General features: G+C 73.7%; 23 protein-coding genes. 6 read left to right on the top strand and 17 right to left on the bottom strand.

The window, feature by feature from the left end:
* Window positions 1–111: 111 nt before the first annotated feature.
* Window positions 112–798, bottom strand: coding sequence for a PASTA domain-containing protein (locus FHX32_RS09770; RefSeq protein WP_167180412.1), 687 nt, complete (start codon window positions 796–798; stop codon window positions 112–114).
* Window positions 799–986: 188 nt separating this feature from the next.
* Here FHX32_RS09770 and FHX32_RS34955 point away from each other — a divergent pair, with 188 nt between their 5' ends.
* Window positions 987–2,369 (top strand): hypothetical protein, encoded by a 1,383-nt coding sequence (locus FHX32_RS34955; RefSeq protein ID WP_486480983.1) that lies wholly within the window; start codon window positions 987–989, stop codon window positions 2,367–2,369.
* Between the two features lie 43 nt (window positions 2,370–2,412).
* On the opposite strand, the gene FHX32_RS09760 is transcribed toward FHX32_RS34955, so the two are convergent.
* Window positions 2,413–3,891, bottom strand: a complete 1,479-nt coding sequence (locus tag FHX32_RS09760) for a glutamate-cysteine ligase family protein (protein ID WP_167180411.1) — start codon at window positions 3,889–3,891, stop codon at window positions 2,413–2,415.
* A 394-nt stretch (window positions 3,892–4,285) separates the two neighbouring features.
* Window positions 4,286–4,867 (bottom strand): YceI family protein, encoded by a 582-nt coding sequence (locus FHX32_RS09755; RefSeq protein ID WP_167180410.1) that lies wholly within the window; start codon window positions 4,865–4,867, stop codon window positions 4,286–4,288.
* A gap of 102 nt (window positions 4,868–4,969) precedes the next feature.
* On the opposite strand from FHX32_RS09755, the gene FHX32_RS09750 reads away from it, so the two are divergent.
* Complete coding sequence (locus FHX32_RS09750; RefSeq protein ID WP_088996746.1) at window positions 4,970–5,479, top strand: MarR family winged helix-turn-helix transcriptional regulator; 510 nt, start codon at window positions 4,970–4,972, stop codon at window positions 5,477–5,479.
* 148 nt (window positions 5,480–5,627) lie between these two features.
* On the opposite strand, the gene FHX32_RS09745 is transcribed toward FHX32_RS09750, so the two are convergent.
* From FHX32_RS09745 to FHX32_RS09710, 8 genes are all read right to left on the bottom strand, one after another.
* Window positions 5,628–8,348: a helix-turn-helix domain-containing protein gene (locus FHX32_RS09745; RefSeq protein ID WP_167180409.1), complete on the bottom strand. Its 2,721-nt coding sequence runs from the start codon at window positions 8,346–8,348 to the stop codon at window positions 5,628–5,630.
* Between the two features lie 232 nt (window positions 8,349–8,580).
* A complete protein-coding gene (locus FHX32_RS09740) occupies window positions 8,581–9,735 on the bottom strand; it encodes an acyl-CoA dehydrogenase family protein (protein WP_167180408.1) in 1,155 nt (384 codons plus the stop codon).
* A 101-nt stretch (window positions 9,736–9,836) separates the two neighbouring features.
* Window positions 9,837–11,369, bottom strand: coding sequence for an acyl-CoA carboxylase subunit beta (locus tag FHX32_RS09735; RefSeq protein WP_167180407.1), 1,533 nt, complete (start codon window positions 11,367–11,369; stop codon window positions 9,837–9,839).
* Between the two features lie 161 nt (window positions 11,370–11,530).
* The gene (locus tag FHX32_RS09730) at window positions 11,531–11,797 is read right to left on the bottom strand and encodes a chaplin (protein WP_167180406.1); all 267 of its coding nucleotides are present in this window, start codon (window positions 11,795–11,797) and stop codon (window positions 11,531–11,533) included.
* A 147-nt stretch (window positions 11,798–11,944) separates the two neighbouring features.
* The gene (locus FHX32_RS09725; RefSeq protein WP_167180405.1) at window positions 11,945–12,622 is read right to left on the bottom strand and encodes a hypothetical protein; all 678 of its coding nucleotides are present in this window, start codon (window positions 12,620–12,622) and stop codon (window positions 11,945–11,947) included.
* A 349-nt stretch (window positions 12,623–12,971) separates the two neighbouring features.
* The gene (locus FHX32_RS09720; protein ID WP_167180404.1) at window positions 12,972–13,886 is read right to left on the bottom strand and encodes a hydroxymethylglutaryl-CoA lyase; all 915 of its coding nucleotides are present in this window, start codon (window positions 13,884–13,886) and stop codon (window positions 12,972–12,974) included.
* A gap of 202 nt (window positions 13,887–14,088) precedes the next feature.
* Window positions 14,089–15,426, bottom strand: coding sequence for an ATP-binding protein (locus FHX32_RS09715; RefSeq protein ID WP_167180403.1), 1,338 nt, complete (start codon window positions 15,424–15,426; stop codon window positions 14,089–14,091).
* 207 nt (window positions 15,427–15,633) lie between these two features.
* Window positions 15,634–16,257 (bottom strand): TetR/AcrR family transcriptional regulator, encoded by a 624-nt coding sequence (locus FHX32_RS09710; RefSeq protein WP_167180402.1) that lies wholly within the window; start codon window positions 16,255–16,257, stop codon window positions 15,634–15,636.
* A gap of 107 nt (window positions 16,258–16,364) precedes the next feature.
* Here FHX32_RS09710 and FHX32_RS09705 point away from each other — a divergent pair, with 107 nt between their 5' ends.
* Entirely contained in the window at window positions 16,365–17,702 is a 1,338-nt protein-coding gene (locus FHX32_RS09705) for an MFS transporter (RefSeq protein ID WP_167180401.1), read from the top strand.
* Here FHX32_RS09705 and FHX32_RS09700 read toward each other — a convergent pair.
* The 4 genes from FHX32_RS09700 to FHX32_RS09685 form a co-directional block, all read right to left on the bottom strand.
* Window positions 17,687–20,080, bottom strand: a complete 2,394-nt coding sequence (locus FHX32_RS09700) for an excinuclease ABC subunit UvrA (RefSeq protein WP_167180400.1) — start codon at window positions 20,078–20,080, stop codon at window positions 17,687–17,689. The genes FHX32_RS09705 and FHX32_RS09700 overlap by 16 nt on opposite strands.
* Before the next feature lie 63 nt (window positions 20,081–20,143).
* Window positions 20,144–20,554: a VOC family protein gene (locus FHX32_RS09695; RefSeq protein ID WP_167180399.1), complete on the bottom strand. Its 411-nt coding sequence runs from the start codon at window positions 20,552–20,554 to the stop codon at window positions 20,144–20,146.
* A 5-nt stretch (window positions 20,555–20,559) separates the two neighbouring features.
* A complete protein-coding gene (locus FHX32_RS09690) occupies window positions 20,560–21,009 on the bottom strand; it encodes a helix-turn-helix transcriptional regulator (RefSeq protein WP_167180398.1) in 450 nt (149 codons plus the stop codon).
* 121 nt (window positions 21,010–21,130) lie between these two features.
* Complete coding sequence (locus FHX32_RS09685) at window positions 21,131–22,309, bottom strand: FAD-dependent oxidoreductase (RefSeq protein ID WP_167180397.1); 1,179 nt, start codon at window positions 22,307–22,309, stop codon at window positions 21,131–21,133.
* 106 nt (window positions 22,310–22,415) lie between these two features.
* On the opposite strand from FHX32_RS09685, the gene FHX32_RS09680 reads away from it, so the two are divergent.
* The 3 genes from FHX32_RS09680 (at window position 22,416) to FHX32_RS09670 (ending at window position 24,772) form a co-directional block, all read left to right on the top strand.
* Window positions 22,416–22,988 carry a TetR/AcrR family transcriptional regulator gene (locus tag FHX32_RS09680; protein WP_167180396.1) on the top strand — a complete coding sequence of 191 codons (573 nt, stop codon included), beginning with the start codon at window positions 22,416–22,418 and terminating at the stop codon, window positions 22,986–22,988.
* 75 nt (window positions 22,989–23,063) lie between these two features.
* Window positions 23,064–23,594, top strand: a complete 531-nt coding sequence (locus FHX32_RS09675; protein WP_167180395.1) for a SigE family RNA polymerase sigma factor — start codon at window positions 23,064–23,066, stop codon at window positions 23,592–23,594.
* The gene (locus FHX32_RS09670) at window positions 23,591–24,772 is read left to right on the top strand and encodes a hypothetical protein (protein WP_167180394.1); all 1,182 of its coding nucleotides are present in this window, start codon (window positions 23,591–23,593) and stop codon (window positions 24,770–24,772) included. Before FHX32_RS09675 ends, FHX32_RS09670 begins: the two co-directional genes overlap by 4 nt.
* A gap of 131 nt (window positions 24,773–24,903) precedes the next feature.
* On the opposite strand, the gene FHX32_RS09665 is transcribed toward FHX32_RS09670, so the two are convergent.
* Entirely contained in the window at window positions 24,904–25,806 is a 903-nt protein-coding gene (locus FHX32_RS09665) for a sulfurtransferase (RefSeq protein WP_167180393.1), read from the bottom strand.
* 125 nt (window positions 25,807–25,931) lie between these two features.
* Complete coding sequence (locus tag FHX32_RS09660; RefSeq protein WP_167182501.1) at window positions 25,932–26,699, bottom strand: SGNH/GDSL hydrolase family protein; 768 nt, start codon at window positions 26,697–26,699, stop codon at window positions 25,932–25,934.
* Between the last annotated feature and the right edge of the window lie 59 nt (window positions 26,700–26,758).

Genomic DNA, 26,758 nt, shown 5'->3' with positions numbered 1-26,758 from the left:
CGCTCGCTCATGGCACGTCCTTTCCCGGACCGGGACGGGCGTCGTGGCCCTCGACCGTCAACCTAGCGGTCCGGGCGCCCATCGGCCGGGATCAGCGTGCCGACCCGCCCGTCACGGCACCGGGGACGCGGTGGGGGAGCCGGGAGCCGCCGCGCCGCACCAGATGGCGACCGGGTCGTTCCAGTTGCCCGCGGTGTCGCCGGCCGGCTCCTGGCGGGTGACCACGCCGCGCCGGCCCGACCGGTACCGCGGGTAGAAGCCCTCGTCGACGAGTTCGTCGGCCGCGTCGTCGCACTCCTCGCCGACCACGTCGGGCACCGAGCTGGCCGGCGCCGGACCATCCACGTAGAGGTGCACCGTGGTGCCGGGCCGCACCTCCGCGCCGACCGCCGGCGAGGTACGGGTCACGGTGCGCCCGGTGCCGGTGCCGAAGATCAGCCGCCAGCCCAGCCGCCGCTCCCGCAGTTCGTCGCGGGCCTCGGCGAAATCGGTGCCGATCAGCGGCGGCACGGTCAGCCCGGTGGACCGGGTCGGCGACGTCGACCGGGGTGCCGTCGGGGTCACGCCGGCCCGGGTCGGAGCGGCGCTCGGGGTGCCGGTCGGCACGCCGGTGGTGGCGCCCGCGACGGGCCGGCCGGTGGGCCCGTCGTCCTCCCCGGCGAGCAGCCAGCCACCGGTGGCGCCGATCGCGGCGAGCAGCGCGACGGCCAGCCCGCCACCGAGCGCCAGGGTCAGCCGGTCCGGCCCGGCGTCGCCGCTCGCGCCGCCCGTCCGCGGGTCCGTGTTCCCGTCCGTCATACCGCCCACCGCCTCATCCCCGGCGACCGTACCCGGCGCCGCCAAGCCCGCTCCGCGCGGTCGCCGCGCCGAGCCGTGGTCGCCGCCCGTCACCGGGCGGCCACCCGCCGGTACGTTCTGCCGGGTCGAGATACCTGTCGTCCCGGCACCACTCGCCGCGCCGACTCCGGGACGTTACGCTGCCCCGCATGGCCAGACGGGGCTGGGGAGTACCGATCGCCACCGCGATCGGCGTCGCTGCCGGCGCGGGTGCCGCCCAACTGGGTTTCGGCTACGGGCTGGGCATCATCAACTGGGCGCCGGCCGACCCCGGCGCCGGACCGGCGGCCTGGGTCGCCAGTCTGGTCTGGGCCACCTGGATCGCCGCCACCTCGACCGTCTTCGGTGCGGTCTGCGCGCAGCGGCTGCGCGACCGGGGCGCGCCGAACCGCCCGGCGGGTTATCCGCCGCCCGGCGAGGCGTCCGCTGAGGCCGCACCGGCGACCGTCGACGGCGAGGTCGCCGACCGGCCGGACGCCGACGCCGGACCGGAGCAGGTCGGCCCGCTCCGGCTCCTTCTCCTGGCGCTCGCCGCCGGCTTCGGCGCCCTGATCACGGTGCTACTGGTCGCCGTACCGGCCCGGATGGCGGAGGTGGCCGACACCCCCTCGCCCCGGGAGGTCGCCGCCGGCTACGCGGCGGTCGGGGTGCTGGTGGGCGTACTCGCCGCCGGCTGGGCGCTGCGGTCCCGGGCCGCCGCCGCCAACGTCATCGCCACCATCGCCTGGCTCTGGCTGCTCGCGGTGGTCGCCGTGGTCGACGGCGTGCTCGCCGGCCGCGGGTTGACCAGCGCGCAACTCGGCATCTGGCAGCTCAGCGCCGACGACGGCCGGTACTGGATCCGGGACTACCTCTACTGGCCCGGCGCGCTGCTCTCGCTCGGCTCCGCGCTGGTCATCGGCGCGCTCGCCGCCCGGGGCGCCGCCCGGCACCCCGAGCACCGGGTCGGCGCGGTGGCCTCCGGCGCGGCCGGGCCGCTGCTCGTCGCGGTCGCGTACTTCCTGGCGGTGCCCCGGGTGACCGCGATCAGCCCGGAGCAGGTGTCGGCCCACCTGATCGCCCCGTACGCGGTGATCGTCGGTGTCGGCGGCTCGGCGCTGGTCGCCGCGCTCGCCCAGCGCGCCGCCCGCCGCTCGGCGACCACCGCCGGGGTCGGGGTCGACCCGACCGCCGTCGAGCCGGCACCGGCCACACCGGCGGACCCCGGGTCGGCGGATGCGGTCGGCTCCGGGACGACGCGGGTGCCTCGGCAGCGCGCCGGCAAGTCCTCCCGCCCGCCCGCCACCGCCAGCGAATCGGCCACCAGCAGCGAACCGGCCACCGTCGGCGGCACGGCCGGGGCGCCGACCGGCGGCGCAAAGCAGGCCGGCACCTCGAAGCCGGCGGGTGGAGGCACCTCGAAGCCCGGTGGCGCGGGAACTGCCGGGGCGGACGCGGCGACGCCGGCGGGTGGATCTGGGGACGCCGCCGACCCTGCCGGCGACGAGGGTCCGGCCGGTCGACGCCTCCGGTCGACCCGGCGCTCCCGCTGACCACACCTGCTGGTGGCGGCCGGGCGGCCGCCGGCAGCGTCCGTCACTCCACCGGCCAGGTGTGCACCGGCTCGTTGCTGCGCTGCAGTTCGGCGTAGCGCTGGACCATGTGGTGCAGTGCGGCGTTCCGGTCCATCCCCCGGTGCCGCTCGGCGGCCCAGACCGCCTCGGTCTGCCAGACCGCGCCGTTGCGGCCGGTACGGCAGCGCTGCTCGATGATGCCGAGCAGCCGGTCCCGTTCCGCCGGGACGACCCCGAACCGGTCCAGCCCGGCCGCGGCCCGGGGCAGCAGCACGTCGAGGACCAGCTTGGTCACCGGCACCTCGCCGAGCCGCGGCCAGTGCAGCACGGCGTCCATCCCGCGCCGCGCGGCGGCGTGGAAGTTCTCCTCGGCCGAGCTGAAGGTGAGCTGGCTCCAGATCGGACGGTCCGCCTCGGCCAGCCCCCGGGCCAGTCCGAAGTAGAAGGCGGCGTTGGCCAGCATGTCCACCACGGTCGGCCCGGCCGGGAGCACCCGGTTCTCCACCCGCAGGTGCGGACGGCCGTCCATGATGTCGTAGACCGGCCGGTTCCAGCGGTAGACGGTGCCGTTGTGCAGCCGCAGCTCACCCAGTTGCGGCACGCCGCCGCCGTGCAGCACCTCGACCGGGTCCTCGTCCTCGCAGATGGGCAGCAGCGGCGGGAAGTAGCGGACGTTCTCCTCGAACAGGTCGAAGATCGAGGTGATCCACCGTTCACCGAACCAGACCCGGGGGCGTACGCCCTGCGCCTTCAGCTCGTCCGGGCGGGTGTCGGTGGCCTGCTGGAACAGGGCGATCCGGGTCTCCGCCCAGAGCTGCCGGCCGTAGAGGTAGGGCGAGTTGGCGCCGACGGCGACCTGCGCGGCGGCGATCGCCTGGGACGCGTTCCAGTAGTCGGCGAAGCTGTCCGGCGCGACCTGGAGGTGGAACTGGAGACTGGTGCAGGCGGCCTCGGGAGCGATCGAGTCGGTGTGCGTCTGGAGCCGCTCGACGCCCCGGATGTCGAGTTCGATGTCCTCCCCTCGCGCGCCGACGATCTGGTCGTTGAGCACCCGGTAGCGCTCGTTGGTGGAGAGGTTGTCCGCGACCAGGTGCCGCTCGGTGAGCGTGGGCAGGATGCCGACCAGGACGATCTTCGCGTCCGACTTGGCCGCCCGCTCGTCGGCCCGGGTGAGACTGCCGCGCAGCTCGTTCTCGTAGTCGGCGAAGCCGGCGCCCTCGATCAGCCGGGGCAGCGCGTTGAGTTCCAGGTTGAACTGCCCCAGCTCGGTCTGGAAGAGCGGGTCCGCGATGTCGGCGAGGATCTCCTCGTTGCGCATCGCCGGCTCGGCCGCCGAGTCGACCAGGTTGAGTTCGATCTCCAGACCGGTCATCGGGCGGTCGGCGTCGAACCCGAAGTCGTCGAGCATCAGCGCGAAAACGTCCAGACAGCGCCGGACCTTCTGCCGGTAGCGGACCCGGTCCTCCCGGGAGAAGGCGCCCTGCGCGACGTCCCTGCCCATGTCGTCCTCCCGGCGCGAGGCGCACTCGGGACCGTACCGTCCCGGAACGCATTGTGAACCATCCACGTTAAGAGCGTTGATCGCAGCGGACCAGAGGCCGGGCCCGTGGCCCACCGGCCGGGACGACCGCGACCGGTCCGTACGCGCTCCCGCCGGCATCTCTACCCAGCCCGGGCCGCCGGCCACCGCACCGCCGGGGGAACGAGCCGTGACAAATCGCACCCCACCGCGGGCCGGGCCGCCGGAGCCCCGCTGGTGGGCGGCCGAGTCCGGGGACCGGCGTCGACCGGCCGGGAGCGCCGGCGGTGAACGAGCCGCCGGCGGCGGGGCGGGACGGCGTCGGGCCCGTGCCGGCGGTGCGGCACGGGCCCGACGTACGTCAGATCCTCGGGGATCAGGCCTGGCGGACGGCCTCGCCCTCGATCTCGATCTTGACCTTCTTGCCGACCAGCACGCCGCCGGTCTCCAGGGCGACGTTCCAGGTCAGGCCGAACTCCTCGCGGTCGATCTCGGTGCTCGCGGAGAAGCCGAAGATGTCCTGGCCGAACGGGCTGCGGCCGACGCCCTCGAACTCGACCTCCAGCTCGACCTGGCGGGTGACGTCCTTGATGGTCAGGTCGCCGACGAGGACGAACTCGTTGCCGTCGCGGGACTTCACGGCGGTGCTCCGGAACTCGAGGGTGGGGAACTTCTCCACCTCGAGGAACTCGGCGCTGCGCAGGTGGGCGTCCCGGTCGGCCTGCTTGGTGTCGATGCTGGCCGCCTGGATGGTGGCGGTGACCGAGGACTGCATCGGGTCCTCGGCGACGGTGATGGTGGCGGCGGCGTCGGCGAACTCACCGCGCACCTTGCTCACCATCATGTGCCGGGCGACGAACCCGACGCGCTTGTGCGCCGCGTCCAGCACGTAGGTGCCGGCGGTCGGGATGGTGAGGCCCTCCCAGTCGCGGGTAACCGCTTCGACGCTGCTGGTCATGGAAACTGCCCTCCGAGAGATATCGTTTAGTAGCCCAACGACTGCCTCAGCAACTATAGCGGCAGCAATATTCCTCGTGTCAAGGACTGTTAGGATGTACGGGTGAACCAGAACGTGTTCGACGACCCTCGGATCACCGCCGTCGGCCTGCTCTTCGAGGCGCACGCCGGGCTGTCGGCCCGGTTCTCCGCACAGTTCGAGGAACACGGCCTGTCCTCGGTCGAGTTCGAGGTGCTGACCCGGCTCGCCCGCTCACCCGGCAACCAGCTGCGGATGACCGACCTGGCCGCACAGACCTCCCTCTCCACCAGCGGGGTCACCCGGGTGGTGGACCGGATGGAGCGCGACGGCCTGTTGACCCGGCGCGCCTGCCCCTCCGACCGGCGCAGCTCGTACGCGGTGGTCACCGCCGCCGGCCTGCAACGGCTCGACGAGACGCTTCCCGGCCACCTGCGCATCATCGAGCAGTGGTTCACCGGCCAACTCGACCCGGACGCGCTGCACGCCCTGCTCGACGGCCTGCGCCGGGTGCGCGACGCCGTCCACCCCGGCGCCACCGCGGGCAGCACCACGGTGCCCGTGGAGTCTGCGGCGGCCCCGACGGGCTGCTGAGCGGCGCACCCTCGCCGAACGCCGTCACCGCCCGGACCGGCACCGCCGCACCAACCCCGAACCGGACACCGGCAGAAAGACCGGCAGAACTGCCGCCGGCAGCGGGAGATAGTCGATCAAACCGGACGGGCGTCCCCTCGCCCGGTGGCTAATCTTCCTGCCACGGGGACCCACCGGGGGGTGACGGCGCGGGCGAAGAGCGAGGGGTAACAGGGGGCTTCCTCGCCCGCGCCACCCCGGTCCCGCGTTGCCATGGCACCCGAGCCCCGGGCTCGTCCCCGGCCCCCGGCCCGAGGTCGCCCGGCCCGGCCGTCCCGCCGCGTGCCTCGGTCAGCGGGTACAGCAGCCTCTCCTCCTGCGGCAGCAGTCGGATGCCGCTCTCCCGGCAGACCCGGTCGAGCCGGTCGAGCACGCCGTGGTCGGCCGTGCTGGCGGCCAGCCCGACCAGCGCCTCCACCACGTCCCGCCGGTCCTGCCCGTCCACGCCGGCCTCCGCCGCGGCGGCGAACCACTCCGCGGCCAGCTCCCGGTCACCCCGGTGCAGGGCCAGGTTCCCCTCGATCAACGCGCAGATGCCATCCTCCGGCCGCGGCCCCGGGCCACCACCGGCCCCCGGAGCGGAGCGCAGCTCGGCGAGCACCTCGCCCGCCTCCGCCGACCGGCCGTCCCGGGCGAGCGCCAGGCCCACCGTGCCGAGCACCCGGCGCCGGTGTCCCGGGTCACCGAGCCCGGTCAGCCCCGCCACCACCTGGCGGCCCTGGTCGACCGCGTCCGCGTACCGGCCGGCGAGGCGGGCCACCTCGGCCAGGTTGGCCCGGGCGAGCACCCGCAGCCGCTGCTCCCCGGCCTGCGCGGCGAGCCGGTCGACGGCGGCCAGCCGGCGCCGGGCCGCGGGCAGGTCACCCACCCGGATCTCGTGCCAGGCGAGGTTGTTCTGGGCGACCGCCATGTCCCGGGTGCGCCCGTTCCGCGCGGCCAGCTCCAGCACCGCCTCGGTCTGCGCCCGGCCCTCGTCGTGCCCGCCGGTGGCGATCAGCAGCGCGCAGAGCACGGTCCGCGCCTCCAGCTCCCCGGTCACGTCGCCGGCCTCGCGGAACGCGGCCAGCGCGGCCCGGGCCGCCGGCAACTCCTCGGCGCCACCGCCGTGCTCGGCGGCGAGCCGGGCCACGCCGAGCAACGCCCACGCCCGCAGCACCGGGTCGGCGTCGGCGGTACGCGGGTCGGCGAGCAGCCGGCACAGCCACTGCCGCCCGGCGACGTCCCGCCCCCGGAACCGCCACCAGCGGGTCAGCCCGGCGGCCAGGCGCAGCGCGGTCAGCGGGTCGTCGACGGCGGCGTGCGCCAGCGCTGAGCTGATGTCGCCGCTCACCTCGTCCAGGCGGTGCACGGCGGCGGGCAGGTTCGCCCCGACCAGGTCGGTGGCGGTGCGCGCCACCAGCCGGGCGATCACCTGAGCGTGCCGGCGCCGGATCGCGGTCAGCTCGCCGGCGCCGGTGGCCTGCTCGATGGCGAAGTCCCGGACCGCGTCGAGCAGCCGGAACCGGAACGGGCCGGTGCCCCGTACGCTCAGCAGCCCGATCTCGACCAGCCGGTCGAGCAGCGGCACCGGGTCGACGACGACGGTGCCGTCCCGGTCCGCGTCGTCGGCGAGCATCTCCTCGGCCAGCTCGACCGACCACCGGTTGCCGAACACGGCGAGTCGGCGCAGCGCCGCCCGCTCGTCCGCGGCGAGCAGGCGGTAGCTGGTGGCCACCGCGTCCCGCAGGGTCGTCGCCACCGCCGCCCGGGTGCCCTCCGGCCGGCCCGGTTCCGCCTCCCAGCCCGATCGCCCGGCCGGACCGGTGGCCAGGTCGAGGACCCGGTCGCCGTACCGGTCGAGCAGCTCGTTGAGGTCGAGGATCCGGCCGCGGGCAGCCATCAGCTCGATCGCCAGCGGCAGCCCGCCGAGCCGCCGTACCAGCGCGGCCAGCGCCGGCAGCTCGATCGGGCCGGGCGGCTCCCGGCGTACCTGGGCCAGTCGGGCGGTGAAGAGCACGACCGCCGGGTAACCGGCGAGCGCGGCGGGCCCGGCCCGCTCACTGCCCGGCGGGGGTACGTCGAGCGGCGCCACCGGGCGCACCCGCTCGCCCGAGATGCCCACCGGATGCCGGCCGGTGACCAGCACCCGCAGCGACGGAACCGTGGCGGCGAGCCGGTGCAGCACCTCGGCCACCGCGTCCGGGGCGCGCTCGACCGCGTCCATCAGCAGCAGGGCGGGCCGGCCGTCGAGCCGGATGGCGAGTTCGGGCAGCCGGGCGACGCCGAAGACCGCCACCGACGCGGCGAGCACGTCGGCCGCGTCCGATCCCTCACCGATCAGCACCCCGGCGACCCCGGCGGGATGGTTGCCGGCGACGGCGTGGGCGGCCGCCAGGGCCAGCGCGGTCTTGCCGACGCCGGCCAGCCCGACCAGGCTCACCAGCCGGGGGCCCCGCTCGTCGGTGAGCAGTCCGGCCAGTTCGGCCAGGTCGCGGTCCCGCCCGATCAGCTCGGCCGGTGGCGGCAGGGCGTTCGGGCCGGCGTCGGCGTCGGCGGGCTCGGCGCCACCGGCCGCCCACGCCGGGTTGGCCGGCGCCGCCGGCCGGGCGGCGGCGAGGAACGCCGAGCGGGCCGGCCCGGCCAGGGCCAGCGCGCCGGCGAGCAGCTCCACGGTGGTCCGCTGCGGCCGCGCCGAACGGCCCCGCTCCAGGTCGCGGACGGTACGCACGCCGACGCCGGCCCGGGACGCCAGCTCGGCCTGGGTGAGGCCGGCGGCGAGCCGGTGCCGGCGCAGCAGTTCCGCCAGGGTGGGGCGACCGGAGCTCGGCGCAGGATCACGGTCCGCGTTCATCGGCTGGAAGCGTACGGATGGGGTGCGACCGTCGGCAGCGGAGCGTCGGGCTGCCGACGGAGCCGCGCCGAAATCCGACAGCCCGGACTCATGGTGCGCCCGCGTGCCGGGCCGGTCCGCGCCGCTGCCGCCAGGAGCGTGGCGGCGGCGCCTTCCGGCCCGGTCGGCGACTGCCCGGGAAGCCCTGCGGCGAGCGAGGGGAGTCCCGGCCGGCCTGGCTCTCCCGACCGGGTCAGAGACCGAGGTCGCGGGAGATGACCATGCGCTGCACCTCGGAGGTGCCCTCGCCGATCTCCAGGATCTTCGAGTCGCGCCAGAACCGGGCCACCGGGTACTCGTTCATGAAGCCGTAGCCGCCGTGGATCTGGGTGGCCTCCCGCGCGTTGTCCACCGCGACCGTGCTGGCGTGCAGCTTGGCGATGGCCGCCTGCCGCTTGAACGGCTCACCGGCAAGCATCCGGGCGGCGGCGTCGTAGTACGCCAGCCGGGCCGTGTGCGCCTTCATCTCCATGTCGGCGATCTTGAACTGGATCGCCTGGTAGTTCCCGATCGGCTGGCCGAAGGCGTGCCGCTCCTTCGCGTACTTGATCGACTCGTCGACACAGCCCTGGGCGAGGCCGACGGCGAGCGCGGCGATCGCGATCCGCCCCTCGTCGAGGATGCGCAGGAACTGGGCGAAGCCCCGGCCCCGCTCACCGAGCAGGTTGGCCGCCGGCACCCGGCAGTCGTCGAAGGTCAGCTCGTGGGTGTCCGAGGCGGTCCAGCCGACCTTGGAGTAGCCCGGCGCGACGGTGAAGCCCGGCGTGCCGGAGGGGACGATGATGGTGGAGAGTTCCTTGCTGCCGTCCGGCCGGGTGCCGGTGACCGCGGTGACCGTGACCAGGGCGGTGATGTCGGTGCCCGAGTTGGTGATGAAGGCCTTCGAGCCGTTGATCACCCACTCGTCGGTCGACTCGTCCAGCACGGCCCGGGTCTGGGTGCCGCCCGCGTCCGACCCGAAGCCCGGCTCGGTCAGCCCGAAGCCGGCCAGCGCCTCGCCGCTGAGCAGCTTCGGCAGCCACCGCGCCTGCTGTTCGTCGGTGCCGAACCGGTAGATCGGCATCGCGCCCAGCGAGACCGCCGCCTCCAGCGTGATCGCCACGCTGGAGTCGACCCGGGCCAACTCCTCCAGCGCCAGGCAGAGGGCGAAGTAGTCGCCGCCCATCCCACCGCGCTCCTCGGGGAAGGGGAGCCCGAAGAGCCCCATCTTGCCCATCTGCCGGATCACCTCGTACGGGAAGGTGTGCTTCTCGTAGTGCTCGGCGATGACCGGGGCGACCACCTCGCGGGCGAATTCCCGCACGCTCTCCCGCAGCGCCTCTTGCTCGTCGGTGAGCCGGAAGTCCATGGAATCCTCCTGTGTGACGGGCCACCGGGCGCTCGTGACGCCGGGGGGCGGGTCGCTGGTGCGGGCGGGCCCGAGCCGGCCGGGTGGGGCCGGTGACGGGGTCAGACCGGGGTGACGCCGTGCCGGCGCCGGGAGAAGTGCCGTTCCTTGTGTCGTGCCGCGGCGAACCGGCGGACCAGCTCGGCGCGCAGCTCGTGCGGCTCGACGATGGCGTCCACCACCAGTTCGCTGGCGAGCCGGACGATGTCGATGTCGCGCTCGTACTCCTCGCGCTTGGCGGTGACGAAGGCGGCCCGCTCGGCCTCGTCCTCGATCGCCGCGATCTTGTTGGCGTAGACCGCGTTCACCGCCGCCTCGGCGCCCATCACCGCGATCTTGGCGGTGGGCAGCGCGATCGTGGCGTCCGGCTCGAAGCCGGGGCCGGCCATCGCATAGAGGCCGGCGCCGTACGCCTTGCGGACCACCACGCAGATCTTCGGCACGGTGGCCTCGGAGATCGCGGTGATCATCTTGGCGCCGTGCCGGATGATGCCCTGCTTCTCCACCGCACTGCCGACCATGAAGCCGGGCACGTCGCTCAGGAAGAGCAGCGGCACGTTGAACGCGTCGCAGAGCTGCACGAACCGGGTCGCCTTGTCGGCCGAGTCGACGAAGAGCACGCCGCCCTTGAACATCGAGTTGTTGCCGACCACGCCGACGACCTCGCCGTCCAACCGGCCGAAGCCGATGGTCAGCTCCTTGGCCCAGAGCGCCTGGATCTCGAAGAAGCTGCCCTCGTCGAGCAGGCCCTTGACGTACCGCCGCATGTCGAACGCCTGCCGCTCGCTCGCCGGCACCAGCGCGGCCAGGTCGGCCTTCTCCGGCGCGGGCACGGCCTCGGCGGCCGGCGGGGCCTGCGTCCAGTTCGCCGGCAGGTACGACAGGTAGCGCTTGACCACGTCGAGCGCGTCGGCCTCGGTCTTGCAGAGGAAGTGCCCGACGCCGGACTCGGCGCAGTGCACCTTGGCCCCGCCCATCGCCTCCAGCGTGGTCTTCTCGCCGGTGACCATCTCGACCATCCGGTCGGAGCCGAGGTACATGCTTGCGTTGCCGTCGACCATGGCCACCACGTCGCAGAACGCCGGGATGTACGCGCCGCCGGCCGCGCTCGGCCCGAACAGGGCGCAGACCTGCGGAATCGAGCCGGAGGCGCGTACCTGGTTCCAGAAGATCTTGCCGGCGCCGCGGCGGCCCGGGAAGAGCTCGACCTGGTCGGTGATCCGGGCGCCGGCCGAGTCGACCAGGTAGACCATCGGCACGCCGGTCGAGTAGGCGCGCTCGATGATCCGGATGATCTTCTCGACGGTACGCGCGCCCCAGCTGCCGGCCTTGACCGTGGAGTCGTTGGCCATCAGGCAGACCGGGCGGCCGTCGATGGTCGCGGTGCCGGTGACCACGCCGTCGGCGGGCAGCCCGTCGGCCATCGCGTTGGCGTAGAGGCCGTCCTCGACGAAGCTGCCCTCGTCGACCAGAAGCGCCACCCGCTCCCGCGCGAAGAGCTTGCCCTTGGCGGCGTTCGCCGCGTGGTACTTGTCCGCACCGCCGGCCCGGGCCCGCTTGCGCAGCTGCTCCAGAGCCTCACCGTCGAGCGTCACCTGGTGTCTCCCGTCTCATCGCCGTTTCCGGCCACAGAGCAAGACTAAACGATCGTTAGGTTAGCCGGTCACCGGCCGCGGGAGCCAGTCGCCAGACAGACCGAGGACCCCCGCCGACGCGGGGGCCCTCAGCCTGATGGATCTTCTGAGGAGGCCGGGGTTTACCGCCCCAGCCCGTGACCCTTGAAGAAGTGCTTCTGCTCGGACTTGTTGACGATCTCGGCCTCGCACTCCTTCGAGATGCCGACACCCGAGCCCAGCAGCCCGATCCCGTTGCCGCAGAAGTTCGCCGCCACCGAGATCGGAACACTCACGCTGTTACCGCTGCCGAGGCCGGAGGCGGGCGCCGCCTGGGCCGGGGATGCCATGAGAAAAAGACCGCCGCCGAGAACCAGGGCACCAACGGCCATACGGAAAAAAGACTTCATGGTTACGCGCCTTTCTGAAATGACTGAACGATGTTGTCCGGACAGGGCCACTGCCCTGGGAAATGCCGGAGAAGAGGATCTGATGACAGGCGGTGCGGTCGCACCGACGTTCGGCCAGCCGGCAGCGTGCCGGGCGGCGTCCTCAGATCAGTCGGGCGACACCGCCGGCTCGGCCGCGGGAATGCCCACCGCGACGTCGGATGCCGTAGTCAGCAGCACGCTCAACGGCGGCATGCTGTGGGACGGGTCGGTGGAAAGGTTCCCGACGACTCCGTTTCCCGATGACGAAACCTGCGAGCCGCACGCGGTTCCGTTACTCAGGCCCGGCCCGGGAGTCACCGGCGGCGCGGCCGGCACGGGCAGCGGCACCGCCGGTACGAACTCCTGCTCACCGGCGTGGCCGGCCGTGCTGCGCCACATCTCGCCGCACGGGCCGACCTGCGGCCGGTCCGCCTGGTCGACGCCGCGCGCCACCGGTGGATCCGGGCTGATCGACTGCTCACCCGCCGCCGGCCCCGAGCCGGGCACGGGTGGCAGCGAGTCCGCCGGATCCCGGACCGGCGGGAGCAGGTCTGCGACGGCCTCGTCCGCGACCCAGGCTGACACTCCGATCGAGAGGACGCCGGGAAGTTCCAGCTCGACACCCGCCGACACGTCGATCGAGACGGCGGCGGTCACCACGGCCGGGAGTTCGGTGACCACGGCGGTGACCGGTTCGATGGCGGCGTCCGACCCGAGGTCCACCACGGCGGTGTCGGCGATCCCCGGCACCGGCGACGCGGACAGGCCGGGGTCGCCGACGTGCTCGGTTCCGGCTGCGGGCACCAACGGTCCGCCGGCGACCGAACCGACCCCCTCGTCGGCACTGGCGGCGGACGACCCGATCAACCAGGCCGCTCCGGCGGCCCCGGCGAGGGTCAAGGCGCGTAGCCAGTTGCGGAAGGCGGGTCGCTGAAGCAGCCGTGAGCCTTCGCCCCCGTCCCCCAGCCGCCTGCCGCCCATTGCCTGGTTGTGCTCCTCGAAGTCGCCGGTCTGCCATCTCGTCCTAAACAGGCCTTATACGGCATATTCGACTGTCTGCGGCAGAACACCCTTATTGACCGCTCAGTTCGCGGCTGATTTTGCAGGGCGGGCCCGATCACCGGGACGGGGCCCGCCTCCGCTTCGAACGGGCTCAGACGGCGACTGTTCGGGTACGCGGGCCGGCCCGCAGCACACCGGAGGGAAGCTGCCGGCCGACCAGGCGCTCAGCCAGCTCCGCCACCTCGATCAGGGCGTCCAGGTCGATGCCGGTGTCGATGCCCATGTCGTGCAGCATGTGCACCGCCTCCTCGGTGGCCAGGTTGCCGCTGGCCCCCGGCGCGTACGGGCAGCCGCCGAGGCCGCCGACGCTGGCGTCGAACTCGGTCACCCCCAGCTTCAGCGCGGTCAGCAGGTTGGCCAGCGCGGTGCCCCGGGTGTTGTGGAAGTGCAGCAGCACGGGGATGTGCGCGTTGCGGTCGCGTACCGCGGTCAGCAGGTCACGGACCCGGCGCGGAGTGCCCATGCCGGTGGTGTCGCCGAACGCCACCCGGTCCGCGCCGTCGCGGACCACCCGGTCCACGATGGCGGCCACCCGGGCCGGATCGGTGTCCCCCTCGTACGGGCAGCCGAAGCTGGTCGCGATGATCACCTCGGCCTGCGCGCCGGCGCCGTGCAACAGGTCGATCAGCTCGGCGATGTCGTCCAGCGACTCCTCGGTGGACCGGTTCACGTTCCGCCGGTTGTGCGTGTCGCTGGCCGAGACCACGACCTCGATCTCGGTGAACCCGGCGGCCAGGGCGCGCTGCGCGCCCCGGGTGTTCGGCACCAGCGCCGAGTAGCGCACCCCGTCGGCCTTCGTGGCCCGCTGCCACACCTCGTCGGCGTCTGCCATCTGCGGGATCGCCTTCGGGTGCACGAACGACACCGCCTCGATCCGCCGCACGCCGGTGCCCGAGAGGGCGTCGAGCAGCCGCACCTTGGCGTCGGTCGGGATCGGCTCCTCGTTCTGCAGTCCGTCGCGCGGCCCGACCTCGCGGATCGACACGGAGTTCGGCAGGCTCGTCATAAGGGGTCACCTCACTGTGACGCAATGCTGGGTGCTTGGTACCTCACCCTCCACCCTCCCACCCCGACACCCCAACCCGCACCCACCCGCCCCGGGTCGGGTCGATCATGAAGTTGTTGCGGCGACACGCCGATGCGACGGGCAACAACTTCATGATCAGCGAGGCCGGGCGGGGTGGGGGTCGGGGTGGGGGGGGTGGGGGTCAGCGCATGCGGGAGACGATGCCCGTGTCGTAGTCGCCGGAGAGGAACTCGTCGTTCTCCAGCAGCTCGGCGAAGAAGGGGAGGTTGCACTTCGGGCCGGCGATCTCGAACTGGGCAACCGCGGCCCGGGCCCGCCGCACCGCCTCCTCGCGGGTGGCCCCGCTGACGATCAGCTTCGCCATCAGGCTGTCGTAGAACGGGGTGACCGTGTTGCCGGCGACGTAGCCGGAGTCGACCCGCACGCCCTCCCCGGCCGGCTCGTTCCAGGTGCTGATAACACCTGGGCCGGGCAGGAAGCGCTTCGGGTCCTCGGCGTTGATCCGCAGCTCGATGGCGTGCCCGCGCGGCGCGAGCGCGTCCGGGTCGAAGGTCGGGGCCAGCCCGGCGGCGACCCGCAGTTGCTCCTCGACCAGGTCGACGCCGTAGACCAGCTCGGTGACCGGGTGCTCGACCTGGAGCCGGGTGTTCATCTCCAGGAAGAAGAACTCCTGCGTGGCCGGGTCGAGCAGGCACTCCACGGTGCCCGCGTTGCGGTAGCCGACCGCCTCGCCGGCCCGCACGGCCGCCGCCAGGAAACGCTCGCGCAGCTCCGGCGAGACCGCCGGCGACGGCGACTCCTCGACCAGTTTCTGGTTGCGCCGCTGCACCGAGCACTCCCGCTCGCCCAGCGCCACCACCCGGCCGTCGGCCAGGCCGAGGATCTGCACCTCGACGTGGCGCACCCGGGGGAAGTACCGCTCGATCAGCACCGAGCCGTCGCCGAACATCCGCTCGGCGAACGAACGCACCTTGTCGTACTCGGTGCGCAGCGCGGCCTCGTCGTCCGCCACCCCCATGCCCATCCCGCCCCCGCCGGCCGCGGCCTTGACCATCACCGGGTAGCCGATCTCCGCCGCCGCCGCGACCGCCGCGCCCAGGTCGGCCGCCGGGTCGGTGGTGCCGGGTGCCACCGGCACACCGGCCGCCGCCATCAGGTTCCGGGCGTTGATCTTGTCGCCCATCGCGGCGATCGCGTCCGCGCCGGGCCCGACCCAGATCAGCCCGCTCGCCTCGACGGTACGGGCGAAGTCGGCGTTCTCCGACAGGAAGCCGTAGCCGGGGTGAATCGCCTGCGCGCCGGTCGACTTGGCGGCGGCGAGAATCGCCTCGACGTTGCGGTAGCTCTGGGCCGGGTTGGCCGGGCCCACGCAGACCGCCTCGTCGGCCTCGGCCACGAACGGCAGGCCGGCGTCGGCCTCCGAGTGCACAGCGATCGCGCGGACGCCGAGCCGCCTGGCGGTACGGATGATCCGGCGGGCGATCTCGCCCCGGTTGGCGACCAACAGCGACTCGATCATTCTTCCTCCCAGCGTCCAAGGATTGGGACGCTGACAGCGAACCACGCCGCCCCCACCACCCACGAACCCCACCCCACCCACCCACCCCACCCACCGTCCAGCCCGACGTTCCGTCCGTTGATCAAGGGATTCCCGTCAGAAGAACGCCCGTTCCCTGACGCAAATCCCTTGATCACCAGAGGGAGGCCCCGGGGGGGGTGGGGGTGGTTAGGCGGGAGGGGTGGGGGCGAGGAGGGCGGCCAGGGTGGCGCCGCGGAGGAGTTCGGCGCGGCGGCGGCGGTCCACCTCGCCGCCGAGGAACGGAGTGGAGTTCATCAGGCCGAACGCGGCGTGGGCCAGCACCCGCGCCTCGCCGTCGGGCATGCCCGGGTGCAGCGCGGTCAGCACGGTCACCCACTCCTCGACGTAGAGCCGCTGGAGCCGGCGGATCCGGCGGCGCGGCTCGTCCGGGAGGCGGTCCAGCTCGTGCAGGTGCAGGGCGATCACCGCCGGATTCGCCAGGGCGAAGTCGACGTGGAAGTCGATCAGCGACTCGAGCGCGGCGCGCGGGTCGTCCGGGTGGCCGGCGGAGCGCTCCCGACCGCCGGCGAGCAGCCCCTCGCTGACCGGGATCAGCGCGGCGACCAGCATCGCCTCCTTGCCGGCGAAGTGGTGGTAGAGCGCCGGGCCGGTGACCCCGGCGGCCGCGCCGATGTCGTCCATCGAGACGCCGTGGTAGCCGCGCGCGGCGAAGAGACCGACCGCGATCTCCAGGATCTCGTCCCGGCGGGACCGGCGCCGACCCGACCCCGCGGCCCCGTTCGTGCCCCGTGCCTGCTGCTCCACCGTCACCGGGCAAGCGTAGACCGCGCGCCGCACCACGTGGAGGCTCGGTTACCCGTCGGTTCGGTCACGGGTGGCTTGACCCTCGACCCGGTCGAGCCCGCAGGGTCGCCGGCATGACCGCACCCCGGCTCGGCCGCGACTACCACCTGCTCTGGTCCGCCGCCGTCTCGTCCCGGTTCGGCGACGCCCTGCGTACGCCGGCCCTGGCCCTGCTGGCCGCCACGCTGACCCGGGACCCGCGGGTGATCGCCGCGGTGACCGTCGCCGCCCAGCTGCCGCCGCTGCTGTTCGGCCTGCTCGGCGGCGTCTACGCGGACCGCTGGGACCGGCGCCGGACGATGGCGGTGGCGGACGGGCTGCGCGCCGCCGTGGTGGGCGGGCTCGCCGTCGCGATCGCCGTCGACCGGGCCGGGGTGGCCGCGCTGCTGCTGGTCGCGTTCCTGCTCGCCACGCTCGGCGCGCTCTTCGACGCCGCCGCGTTCGCGCTGCTCCCGGCGGTGGTGCCGGCGGCCGCCCTGCCCCGGGCGAACGGCCGGTTGCAGGCCGGTACGGCGGTGGCCGGCGGCTTCCTCGGTGCTCCCGCCGCCGGCGTCCTCTTCGCCGTCGCCGCACCCCTCCCGTTCGCCCTCGACGCCCTCACCTTCGTCACCGCCGCCCTCCTCGTCCTCGCCCTCCCAGCCCCACCCTCCCCGCGATCTTGCACTTTCCGCCCCGGCAAAACGGACGTAATGCCGCAGGACGAGGGCCACAAGTGCAAGATCGCGGAAGAGGGACGGGGGCGGGGGCGGCGGTCGGTGTGGCGGGAGGCGGCGGACGGGGTGCGGTGGCTCCGCGGCGATCACACCATGTGGCGGATCACCGTGCTCACCGCGGCGAGCAACCTGGCGATCAGCGGGCTGCTGGCGGTGCTGGTGCTCTACGCGCTGGACGTGCTGCGGGTGCCGCCGGCCGGGTACGGCGGGTTCGCCGCGGCGGCGGTCCTCGGCGGCGTGGCGGGCGCGCTGGGTGCAGGCCGGCTGGCCGACCGGCTCGGCACCACGGCCGCCCTGCGGGTGGTGCTCGCCGCGCAGACCGTCGCCCTGACCGCGTTCGCGCTGGCCCGGCACCCGGTGACCGGCGGGCTCACGCTGGCCGTCTTCGCCGCCGGCAGCACCGTGTGGAACAGCCTCTGGGCGTCGTACGGGCAGCGCCACGTGCCGGCCGACCTGCTCGGCCGGGTGGGCGCGGCGCAGCGGGTGGTCGGGCTGCTCACCGCACCGGTCGGCGCGGCGCTGGCCGGGCTGGTCGGGGCGGCGTACGGCACCGTGCCGGTGGCGGCGGCGGCGGCGGTGATCTTCGCGCTGGTCACCCTCACGGCGTGGCGGGTGCTGCGACCGGCCGCCGCCGGGCCGCCGGATCGCTCCGACGGCCCGGCCGCGACGAGGTCGAAGGCGGGTCAGGCGCCGACGTAGGCCGCCAGGTGCTCGCCGGTGAGGGTGGAGCGGGCCGCGACGAGGTCGGCGGGGGTGCCCTCGAAGACGATCCGGCCGCCGTCGTGACCGGCGCCGGGACCGAGGTCGATGATCCAGTCGGCGTGCGCCATGACCGCCTGGTGGTGCTCGATGACGATCACCGACTTGCCGCCGTCGACGAGCCGGTCGAGCAGGCCGAGCAGTTGCTCGACGTCGGCGAGGTGCAGACCGGTGGTCGGCTCGTCGAGGATGTAGACGCCGCCCTTCTCGGCCATGTGGGTGGCCAGCTTGAGCCGCTGCCGCTCACCGCCGGACAGCGTGGTCAGCGGCTGGCCGAGGCTGAGGTAGCCGAGCCCGACGTCGGCGAGTCGGTCGAGGATGGCGTGCGCGGCGGGCGTACGAGCCTCGCCGGCGCCGAAGAACTCCTCGGCCTCGGTCACTGACATCGCGAGCACCTCGGCGATGTTGCGGCCGCCCAGCGTGTACTCCAGCACCGCCGCCTGGAACCGCCTCCCCTCGCACTCCTCGCAGACGGACTCGACGGTGGCCATGACGCCCAGGTCGGTGTAGATGACCCCGGCGCCGTTGCAGGCCGGGCAGGCGCCCTCGGAGTTGGCGCTGAACAGCGCCGGCTTCACCCCGTTGGCCTTCGCGAACGCCTTGCGGATCGGGTCGAGCAGCCCGGTGTACGTCGCCGGGTTGCTGCGCCGCGACCCGCGGATCGCGCCCTGGTCGACCACCACCACGCCGTCGCGGCCGGCGACCGAGCCGTGGATCAGCGAGCTCTTGCCGGAGCCGGCGACGCCGGTGAGCACGCAGAGCACGCCGAGCGGGATGTCGACGTCGACGTTGCGCAGGTTGTGCGTCGACGCGCCGCGGACCTCCAGCGCGCCGGCGGGCGTACGCACCGACTTCTTCAGGCTCGCCCGGTCGTCGAGGTGGCGGCCGGTGATGGTGTCGCTCGCCCGCAGCCCCTCCACCGTGCCCTCGAAGCAGATGGTGCCGCCGCCCGTGCCGGCCCCGGGGCCGAGGTCGACGACGTGGTCGGCGATCGCGATCGTCTCCGGCTTGTGCTCGACGACCAGCACGGTGTTGCCCTTGTCGCGCAGCCGCAGCAGCAGTTCGTTCATCCGCTGGATGTCGTGCGGGTGCAGGCCGATGGTGGGCTCGTCGAAGACGTACGTGACGTCGGTGAGCGACGAGCCGAGGTGCCGGATCATCTTGGTGCGCTGGGCCTCCCCGCCGGAGAGGGTGCCGGCCGGCCGGTCGAGCGAGAGGTAGCCCAGCCCGATCTCGGTGAACGAGTCGAGCAGGTGCTGGAGCCGGCCGAGCAGCGGGGCCACCGAGGGCTCGTCGAGCTTGCGGATCCAGTCGGCCAGGTCGCTGATCTGCATCGCGCAGACGTCGGCGATGCTCTTCCCGTTGATCTTCGACGACCGCGCCTCCTTGCTCAGCCGGGTGCCGTCGCACTCGGGACAGGTCGTGAAGGTCACCGCCCGCTCCACGAAGGCGCGGATGTGCGGCTGCATCGACTCGACGTCCTTGGCGAGCATCGACTTCTGGATCTTGGGGATGATGCCCTCGTAGGTCAGGTTGATGCCCTCGACCTTGATCTTGGTGGGCTCCCGGTAGAGCAGGTCGTGCAGCTCCTTCTTGCCGTACTTGCCGATCGGCTTGTCCATGTCGAAGTAGCCGCTGCCGCTGAAGATGCGGCCGTACCAGCCGTCCATGCTGTAGCCGGGGACCTTCAGCGCGCCCTCGCTGAGCGACTTGGTCTCGTCGTACAGCGCCGACAGGTCGAAGTCGTTGACCGAGCCCATGCCCTCGCAGCGCGGACACATGCCGCCGAGGCGGTGGAAGGTCGCCTTCTCGGTCTTCGTCCTGCCCGCGCCGCGCTCGACGGTGATGGCACCGCTCGCCTTCACCGACGGGACGTTGAACGAGTACGCGTTGGGCGAGCCGATGTGCGGCTGGCCGAGCCGGCTGAACAGGATGCGCAGCATCGCGTTGGCGTCGGTGGCGGTGCCGACGGTGGAGCGGGGATTCGCGCCCATCCGCTCCTGGTCCACGATGATCGCGGTGGTCAGGCCGTCGAGCACGTCGACCTCGGGCCGCGACAGCGACGGCATGAAGCCCTGCACGAACGCGCTGTAGGTCTCGTTGATCATCCGCTGCGACTCCGCGGCGATCGTGCCGAACACCAGCGAGCTCTTGCCCGAGCCGGAGACGCCGGTGAACACCGTCAGCCGGCGCTTCGGGATCTCGATGCTGACGTCCTTGAGGTTGTTCTCCCGCGCGCCCTGCACCCGGATCAGGTCGTGGCTGTCGGCGACCTGCCGCGCCGTCGACTGCGTCTCCGTCCTCGTGGCCCTGCTCATCGTGTCTCCATCTGTAGCGGGGTGGCCGCCTTCGCGGTGTTCGCCGGCGTAGCCGGCCCGGGCTCAGCGCAGCTCCTGGATGCGAATCATGTTGCCGGCCGGGTCGCGGAACGCGCAGTCGCGGACGCCGTACGGCTGCTCGGTCGGCTCCTGGACCACCTCGGTGCCGGTGGATTCCAGCTTGGCGAAGGTGCCGTCGAGGTCGGTGGTGGCCAGGTTGACGCCGAAGTAGCTGCCCTTGGCCATCAGTTCGAGGATGGTCCGGCGCTCCTCGTCGGTGAGGCCGGGGGTCGCGGTCGGCGGGTGCAGGACGATGGCCGTGTCGGGCTGGCCGGCCGGCCCGACCGTGATCCACCGCATCCCCGCGTGCCCGACGTCGCCGCGGACCTCGAAGCCGAGGACGTCGCGGTAGAAGGTCAGGGAGGCGTCCGGGTCGGTGTGCGGAAGGAAGCTGGCGTGAATTTTGATGTCCATGCCGGTCACGCTAGTTGCGGCTCGCTGGCCGGCGCTTCTCGATTCCTGACCGGTCTGGTCACCTGTTTCGCCACGCACGCCGGCATGCCCGCGGTCCCGTGCGCCGCCCGCCGCCGGTAGACGCTGGGCGGCACACCGACCAGTTCGGTGAACCGGGTGCTGAAGGTGCCCAGCGACGCGCAGCCGACCGCGAAACAGACCTCGGTGACACTGAGGTCACCGCGACGCAGCAGCGCCATCGCGCGCTCGATGCGCCGGGTCATCAGATAGCTGTACGGCGACTCGCCGTAGGCGAGCCGGAACTGGCGGCTGAGGTGCCCGGCGGACATGTTCACCCCGCGGCCGAGCGCCTCGACGTCCAGCGGCTGCGCGTACTCCCGGTCGATCCGGTCGCGGACGCGGCGCAGCCGCGCCAGGTCGCGCAGGTGCTGCTCCGGGTCGGCCTTGCTGGTCACCTGGGAAATCGTGCCACGTCCCGGCCACGGTTGCTAAGCAGGCCGCGCGGCCCGGCGCCGACAAGCCGACCGCGCACCGGCAGGCCGGCCCGGCGCGGGCAGGCACGCCGGCGGCCGGGAGCTACGACTGAGCCGCCGGCCGGGCACCCCGCGGGCGCTGGTCGAGCCCGGAGAGGCGCAGCGCGACCCGGTGCCGGGCCGGCGGCAGCACGGAGATCAGCCGGAACAGCAGGTTCCGGGCCGGCCGGCGGGACGGCGGCAGGGTGGCCAGCCGGGTCAGCCGGTCGGCGAAGCCGACGACCTCCTCGGCCATCGGCCGGCGCCGGGCCGCGTACCCGTCGAGCAGCGTCTCGGGTCCGCCCGCCAGCACGTCGGCGAGGGTGCTGCCGAGGTCGACCGCGTCCACGATGCCGAGGTTCATCCCCTGCCCACCGGCCGGGCTGTGCACGTGCCCGGCGTCGCCGGCGAGCAGCACCGGCCCGGCCCGGAAGGTGTCGGCGATCCGGTGGTGCAGCCGGAACCGGGAACTCCAGAGCACCTCGGTCACCCGGTCGGGGCGCCGGGCCGGCCCCCGCTCGTCGAGCAGCGCCTGGAAGTACCCGGCGTCCGGGTCGGCGGGCGCCTCGTCGACCGCGGCGACCAGCCGGACCACCCCGTCGGGCAGCGGCGCCCAGACCAGCGGGCCGGAGCTGGCGAGGAAGAGGGCCACCTGGTCGCGCGGCAGCGCGCTGGTCACCCGGACGTCGGCGAGGGCGAACGACTCCGCGCCGGTGTCCGGCCCGGAGAAGCCGATGCCGGCCTGTTCCCGCACGAGGCTGCGCATGCCGTCCGCGCCGACCAGGTACCGGGCCCGCACGGTCGGCCCGCCCGCGAAGGCGACCGTCGCGCCGTCCGCGTCGACCGCCAGCCCGGTTACCTGGTAGGGCCGCAGCACCGGCACGCCGAGCGCGGCGAGTTGCCCGGTGAGCACCTCCTCGGTGACCGACTGGGAGACCATCAGCGCGTAGGCGTGCCGCGACGGCAGGGTGCGGAACGGCACGGTGAGCAGCACCCGGTCGCGGTCGCGCACGGTGAACCCCGGCGACCGCAGCCCGCGCGCGATCAGCGGAGCGGCGGCGCCGATCCGGTCCAACTCCTCCAGGGTGTACGCGTGCACGACGGCCGCCCGGGAGGTGACCGGCGGGCGTTCCAGCCGGTCGACGACGGTCACCTCGGCCCCGCGCCGGGCCAGCGTGAGCGCGGTGGTCAGCCCGGTCGGACCGGCCCCCACCACCAGGACGTCCGTGCTCGTGGGCAGCATGACCGCACCTCCTCGTCTATGCCAACAAATGTTGGCCAACGCTTGTTGGCAACGTTAGACCCGCCCTCGCTGGAGTGTCAACAGTTGTTGGCATACGGTCGTAGGCATGACCGAGCCGACCGCGACCCGTCCCCGCCGCTCCGACGCCACGAGGGCCGCGATCCTCCGTGCCGCCCGGGAGCGCTTCGCCGCGGAGGGCTACGACCGGGCCACCATCCGGGCCATCGCTGCCGACGCGCGGATCGACCCGTCGATGGTGATGCGCTACTACGGCAGCAAGGAGGGGCTGTTCGCCGCCGCCGCCGAGTTCGACCTGCGGCTGCCCGACCTGGCCGACGTGCCGCCCAGCCAGCTCGGCGAGGTGCTGGTCCGGCACTTCCTCGACCGCTGGGAGAGCGACGAGACGATGGCCGCGCTGCTGCGTACGGCGGCCACCAACCCGGGCGCGGCCGAACGGATCCGGGCGATCTTCGCCGAGCAGGTCGCTCCGGCGGTGGCCCGGGCCGCGTCCGAGGACCTGCCCCGGCGGGCCGGGCTGTTCGCCAGCCAGATGCTCGGGCTGGCGCTCACCCGCTACGTGCTGCGGCTGCCGCCCATGGTCGAGATGGACCGGGCCGACCTGGTCGCCTGGGTCGCGCCGACCGTCCAGCGCTACCTGCTGGGCACACCCGGCGCCTGACCGCCCAACCTTTTCCGGGTTCCGGTGCGTCTGGCTGGTGACGCCGAACGCGGCGGCCGGCCGGAGGGAGGGTGGATGGCACCGGCGACGACCGACGACGGACGGGACGGCTACGTCCGCTTCGTCGAGGCGCACCAGCACCGGCTGCTGCGCGCCGCGTACCTGATCTGCGGCAACCGGCACCAGGCCGAGGACCTGCTCCAGGACGCGCTGCTCAAGCTCGCCCTGCGCTGGCCGGCGGTGCGCGACGGCGACCCGGCCGCGTACGTGCGGGCGATCCTCTACCGGGACGCGGTCTCCTGGTGGCGGCGGCGCCGGCGGGAGTGGCTGGCGGCGTACCCGCCCGAGCAGGCGGCCCGGGACCGGGACGGGGAGCTGCGGCTCGCGCTGCACGACGCCCTCGGTCAACTGCCGCCCCGGCAGCGCGCGGTGCTGGTGCTGCGCTACTTCGAGGACCTGACCGAGACGGCCACCGCCGAGGCGCTCGGCGTCACCGTCGGCACGGTGAAGAGCCAGTGCCACGCGGCCCTGCGCCGGCTCCGCGAGGTGGCACCCGAGCTGGGCCGCGACGACGGCCTGCCGAGCGGGATGGAGGTGAAACCGTGAGGGAAGAGGAGCTGACCCGGCTGCTGACCCGGGCCGCCGAGGACGTCCGGCCGGCGCATTCCGCCTCCGCCGGCTGGGAGCGGGCCCGCCGCGTCCGGCGCAACCGCCGGGCCGCCGGCGCCGCCGCGGTGGCGGTGGTCATGCTCTCCGGTGGTACGGCGCTGGCCCTGCGCCCCGCCGACGGGCCGGAGCCGATCGCGCCCGCCACGCCGACCGTACGGCCGGTGCCGAGCGCGTCGCCGGTGCAGCGGCCGCCGGAGGAACTGGGCTATCCCGGTGGCCCGCTCGGTCGCCTCGGCGACCCGGTGGCCGCGCCGCTCTCCGCCCGCCCGGTCCGCCAGGCGCTGGCGCTCTACCAGCCGGTCGACCCGGCGACCGGCGTCGAGGGGCGGATCCGGGTGCTCGGCGACGACGGCGTCGTGCGCGAACTCGACGTGTTCACCCCGGCCCGTACCAGGGACGCCGAGGGCAACGAGGCGGTGCCGTTGAAGACCGGCAGCCTGTCGCCGGACGGGCGGCTGGCCGCCTTCGCCCAGACCGACGTGGTGGTCGTGGTCGACCTGACCACCGCGACGGTCAGCCGCTACCCGCTCAGGGGCTACCTGGAGCACGTCGTCTGGGCCGGCGACCGGCTCCTCGTCGGCGACGACGCCGCCACGTACGAGGTGGACCGGAGCAGCGGGGCCACCCGGCGGCTGAAGGCGTACCCCTGGGATCTGGTCGCCCCCGACCCCGCGCGGCCGACGGACGGCCTGTTGGAGGTGGGTGGCGCCGTGACGAGCCTGCGCCTGCGGCAGTGGAGCGGCGACGAGACGATGCGCGGCGACTTCCCGCTCGACCTGCGCGCGCTGCCCGCCGGCAACCGGGTCGACGAGTTCTACGGACGGGGCTGGCAGCGCGGCGACCTGGTGGCCCGGGCCGGCTGGCTCACCCTCGGCAGCACGGGCAGCCTGGAAGGCGTGGCGGTGCTGAATGCCCGCACCGGCGTGGTGACCCGCCTGCTCGACCTGGGCCGGGACCGCTGGAAGGGCTGCTGCGAGGTGCTCGGCTGGGACGCCGACGGCGCGGTGCTGCTGCGCCACGATCCGGGCGGGCTGCTGCGGTGGCAGCCGGAGACCGGAGAGATCACCGGGGTGGTCCGCGACCTCTACGGCGAGATCTCCCTCGCCGCCGGCTGAGCCGCGTCGCCGCGCCCCACGGCTCGCCGCCGGCTGAGCCGTACGGCTGCGGCGGGCCGCCCCCGCGTCGTACCGCCGAAAGGGCCGGACCCCGCGCGGCCGAAACCGGCGCGCGGGGTCCGGCCGACCGCTCAGCTCGCCAGGCCGCCGGGCTGGTCGCCCTTGACGACGGGGGCGCGGACCAGGTTGCCCCACTCGGTCCACGAGCCGTCGTAGTTGCGCACCTGCGGGTAGCCGAGCAGGTGGCGCAGCACGAACCAGGTGTGGCTGGACCGTTCGCCGATCCGGCAGTACGCCACGATGTCGTCGGCCGGGCTCAGCCCGAGCTGGTCGGCGTAGATGGCGCGCAGCTCGTCGGGCGACTTGAAGGTGCCGTCGTCGTTGGCCGCGGACTTCCACGGCTTGTTGACCGCGCCCGGGATGTGCCCGCCGCGCAGCGCGCCCTCCTGCGGGTAGTCCGGCATGTGCAGCATCTCGCCGGTGTACTCGCCGGGCGAGCGCACGTCGACCAGCGGCCGGCCCGCCGCCACGTGCGCCAAAACCTGCTCCCGGTAGGCCCGGATCGGCGCGTCGTCGCGCTGCGGCACCGGGTAGTCGGCGCGCGGCCAGGTCACCTTGTCGCGGGTCAGCTCCCGCCCCTCGGCGACCCACTTCTGCCGGCCGCCGTCGAGCAGCCGCACGTCCGGGTGGCCGAAGAGGGAGAACACCCAGAGGGCGTACGCGGCCCACCAGTTGAAGTTGTCGCCGTAGAAGACGACCGTGTCGTCCCGGCCGATGCCCTTGGCGGCGCAGAGTTCGGCGAAGCTCTTCGCGTCGAGGTAGTCGCGGGTCACCTGGTCGTTCAGGTCCAGGTGCCAGTCGACCTTCACGGCGCCGGGGATGTGGCCGGTGTCGTAGAGCAGTACGTCCTCGTCGCACTCGACCACGACGAGGCCCTCGTCGCCCAGGTGCTCGGCCAGCCAGCCGGTGGTGACCAGCCGCTGCGGGTCCGCGTAGGACTGGAGTCGGGGATCGGGATCGCTCGGCACAGACATGATCCCCAAGGTACGCCCGATCAGCCGGCACCGACCCCGCATCGAGAACCGGACGCCGACTCCCGAGGAGATCTTGGTAGGAAGTGGCCCCTGGCGGGGCCGTTTCCTACCAAGATCTCTTCTGCTCAGTCGGTGATCGGGGCCAACGTGGGGCGCTTCGCCGTGACGGTGTCGCCGGAGGAGCGGCCCGTCAGGCGGCGCTTGATCCAGGGGGCCAGGTGCTGGCCGGCCCAGCGCAGGTCGTCCGCGCGGGCAGCCAGCCACGGCTTGGGCAGCGGGCGCTCGGGCACCAGCAGCCACTCGTCGTCGCAGCCGACGCCGAGCGCGCCGAGCACCTGCGCGGCCACCCGCCGGTGCCCGGCCGGGGAGAGGTGCAGCCGGTCGGTGCTCCACAGCATCGGGTTGAGGTAGGTGTCGTCGGCGTACAGGTCGACGAGGATGGCGCCGTGCCGCTCGGCGGTCTCGCCGACGGCCTGGTTGAGCAGTTGCACCCGGGGCGCCACGAGTCGCTGCCCGGGCAGCCGGGCCATCACGTCGGCGAACCGGAAGAGGATCACGTCGGCCCCGCCGGAGCGCAGCTCCCGCACCACGTCGTCGAAGCGGGCGACCAGGGCGTCCGGGTCGAAGGTGCGGCGGAGCACGTCGTTGCCGCCGGCCGCGAAGCTGATCAGATCCGGCTTCATGGCGACCGCCTCGGGCACCTGGTTGGCCACCACGTCCGGGAAGAGCCGGCCCCGGATGGCCAGGTTCGCGTACCGGAAGTCGGGGCCGGCCTCGGCGGCGAGCCGGGTGGCGACCAGGTCGGCCCAGCCGCGGTAGGTGCCGTCCGGATAGGGGTCGTCCATCCCCTCGGTGAAACTGTCCCCCACCGCCACGTAACTGCGCCAGCGCACGTCTGCCACTCCGGCCTCCGGGTCCGATCCGCGTCGGTCGGTCAGTCTCCCACCGGCGC

The sequence above is a fragment of the Micromonospora sp. CNZ280 genome (genome assembly GCF_011759515.1).
The sequence above is the reverse complement of the archived record's forward strand: the minus strand, read 5'-3'. Positions and strand labels throughout refer to the sequence as shown.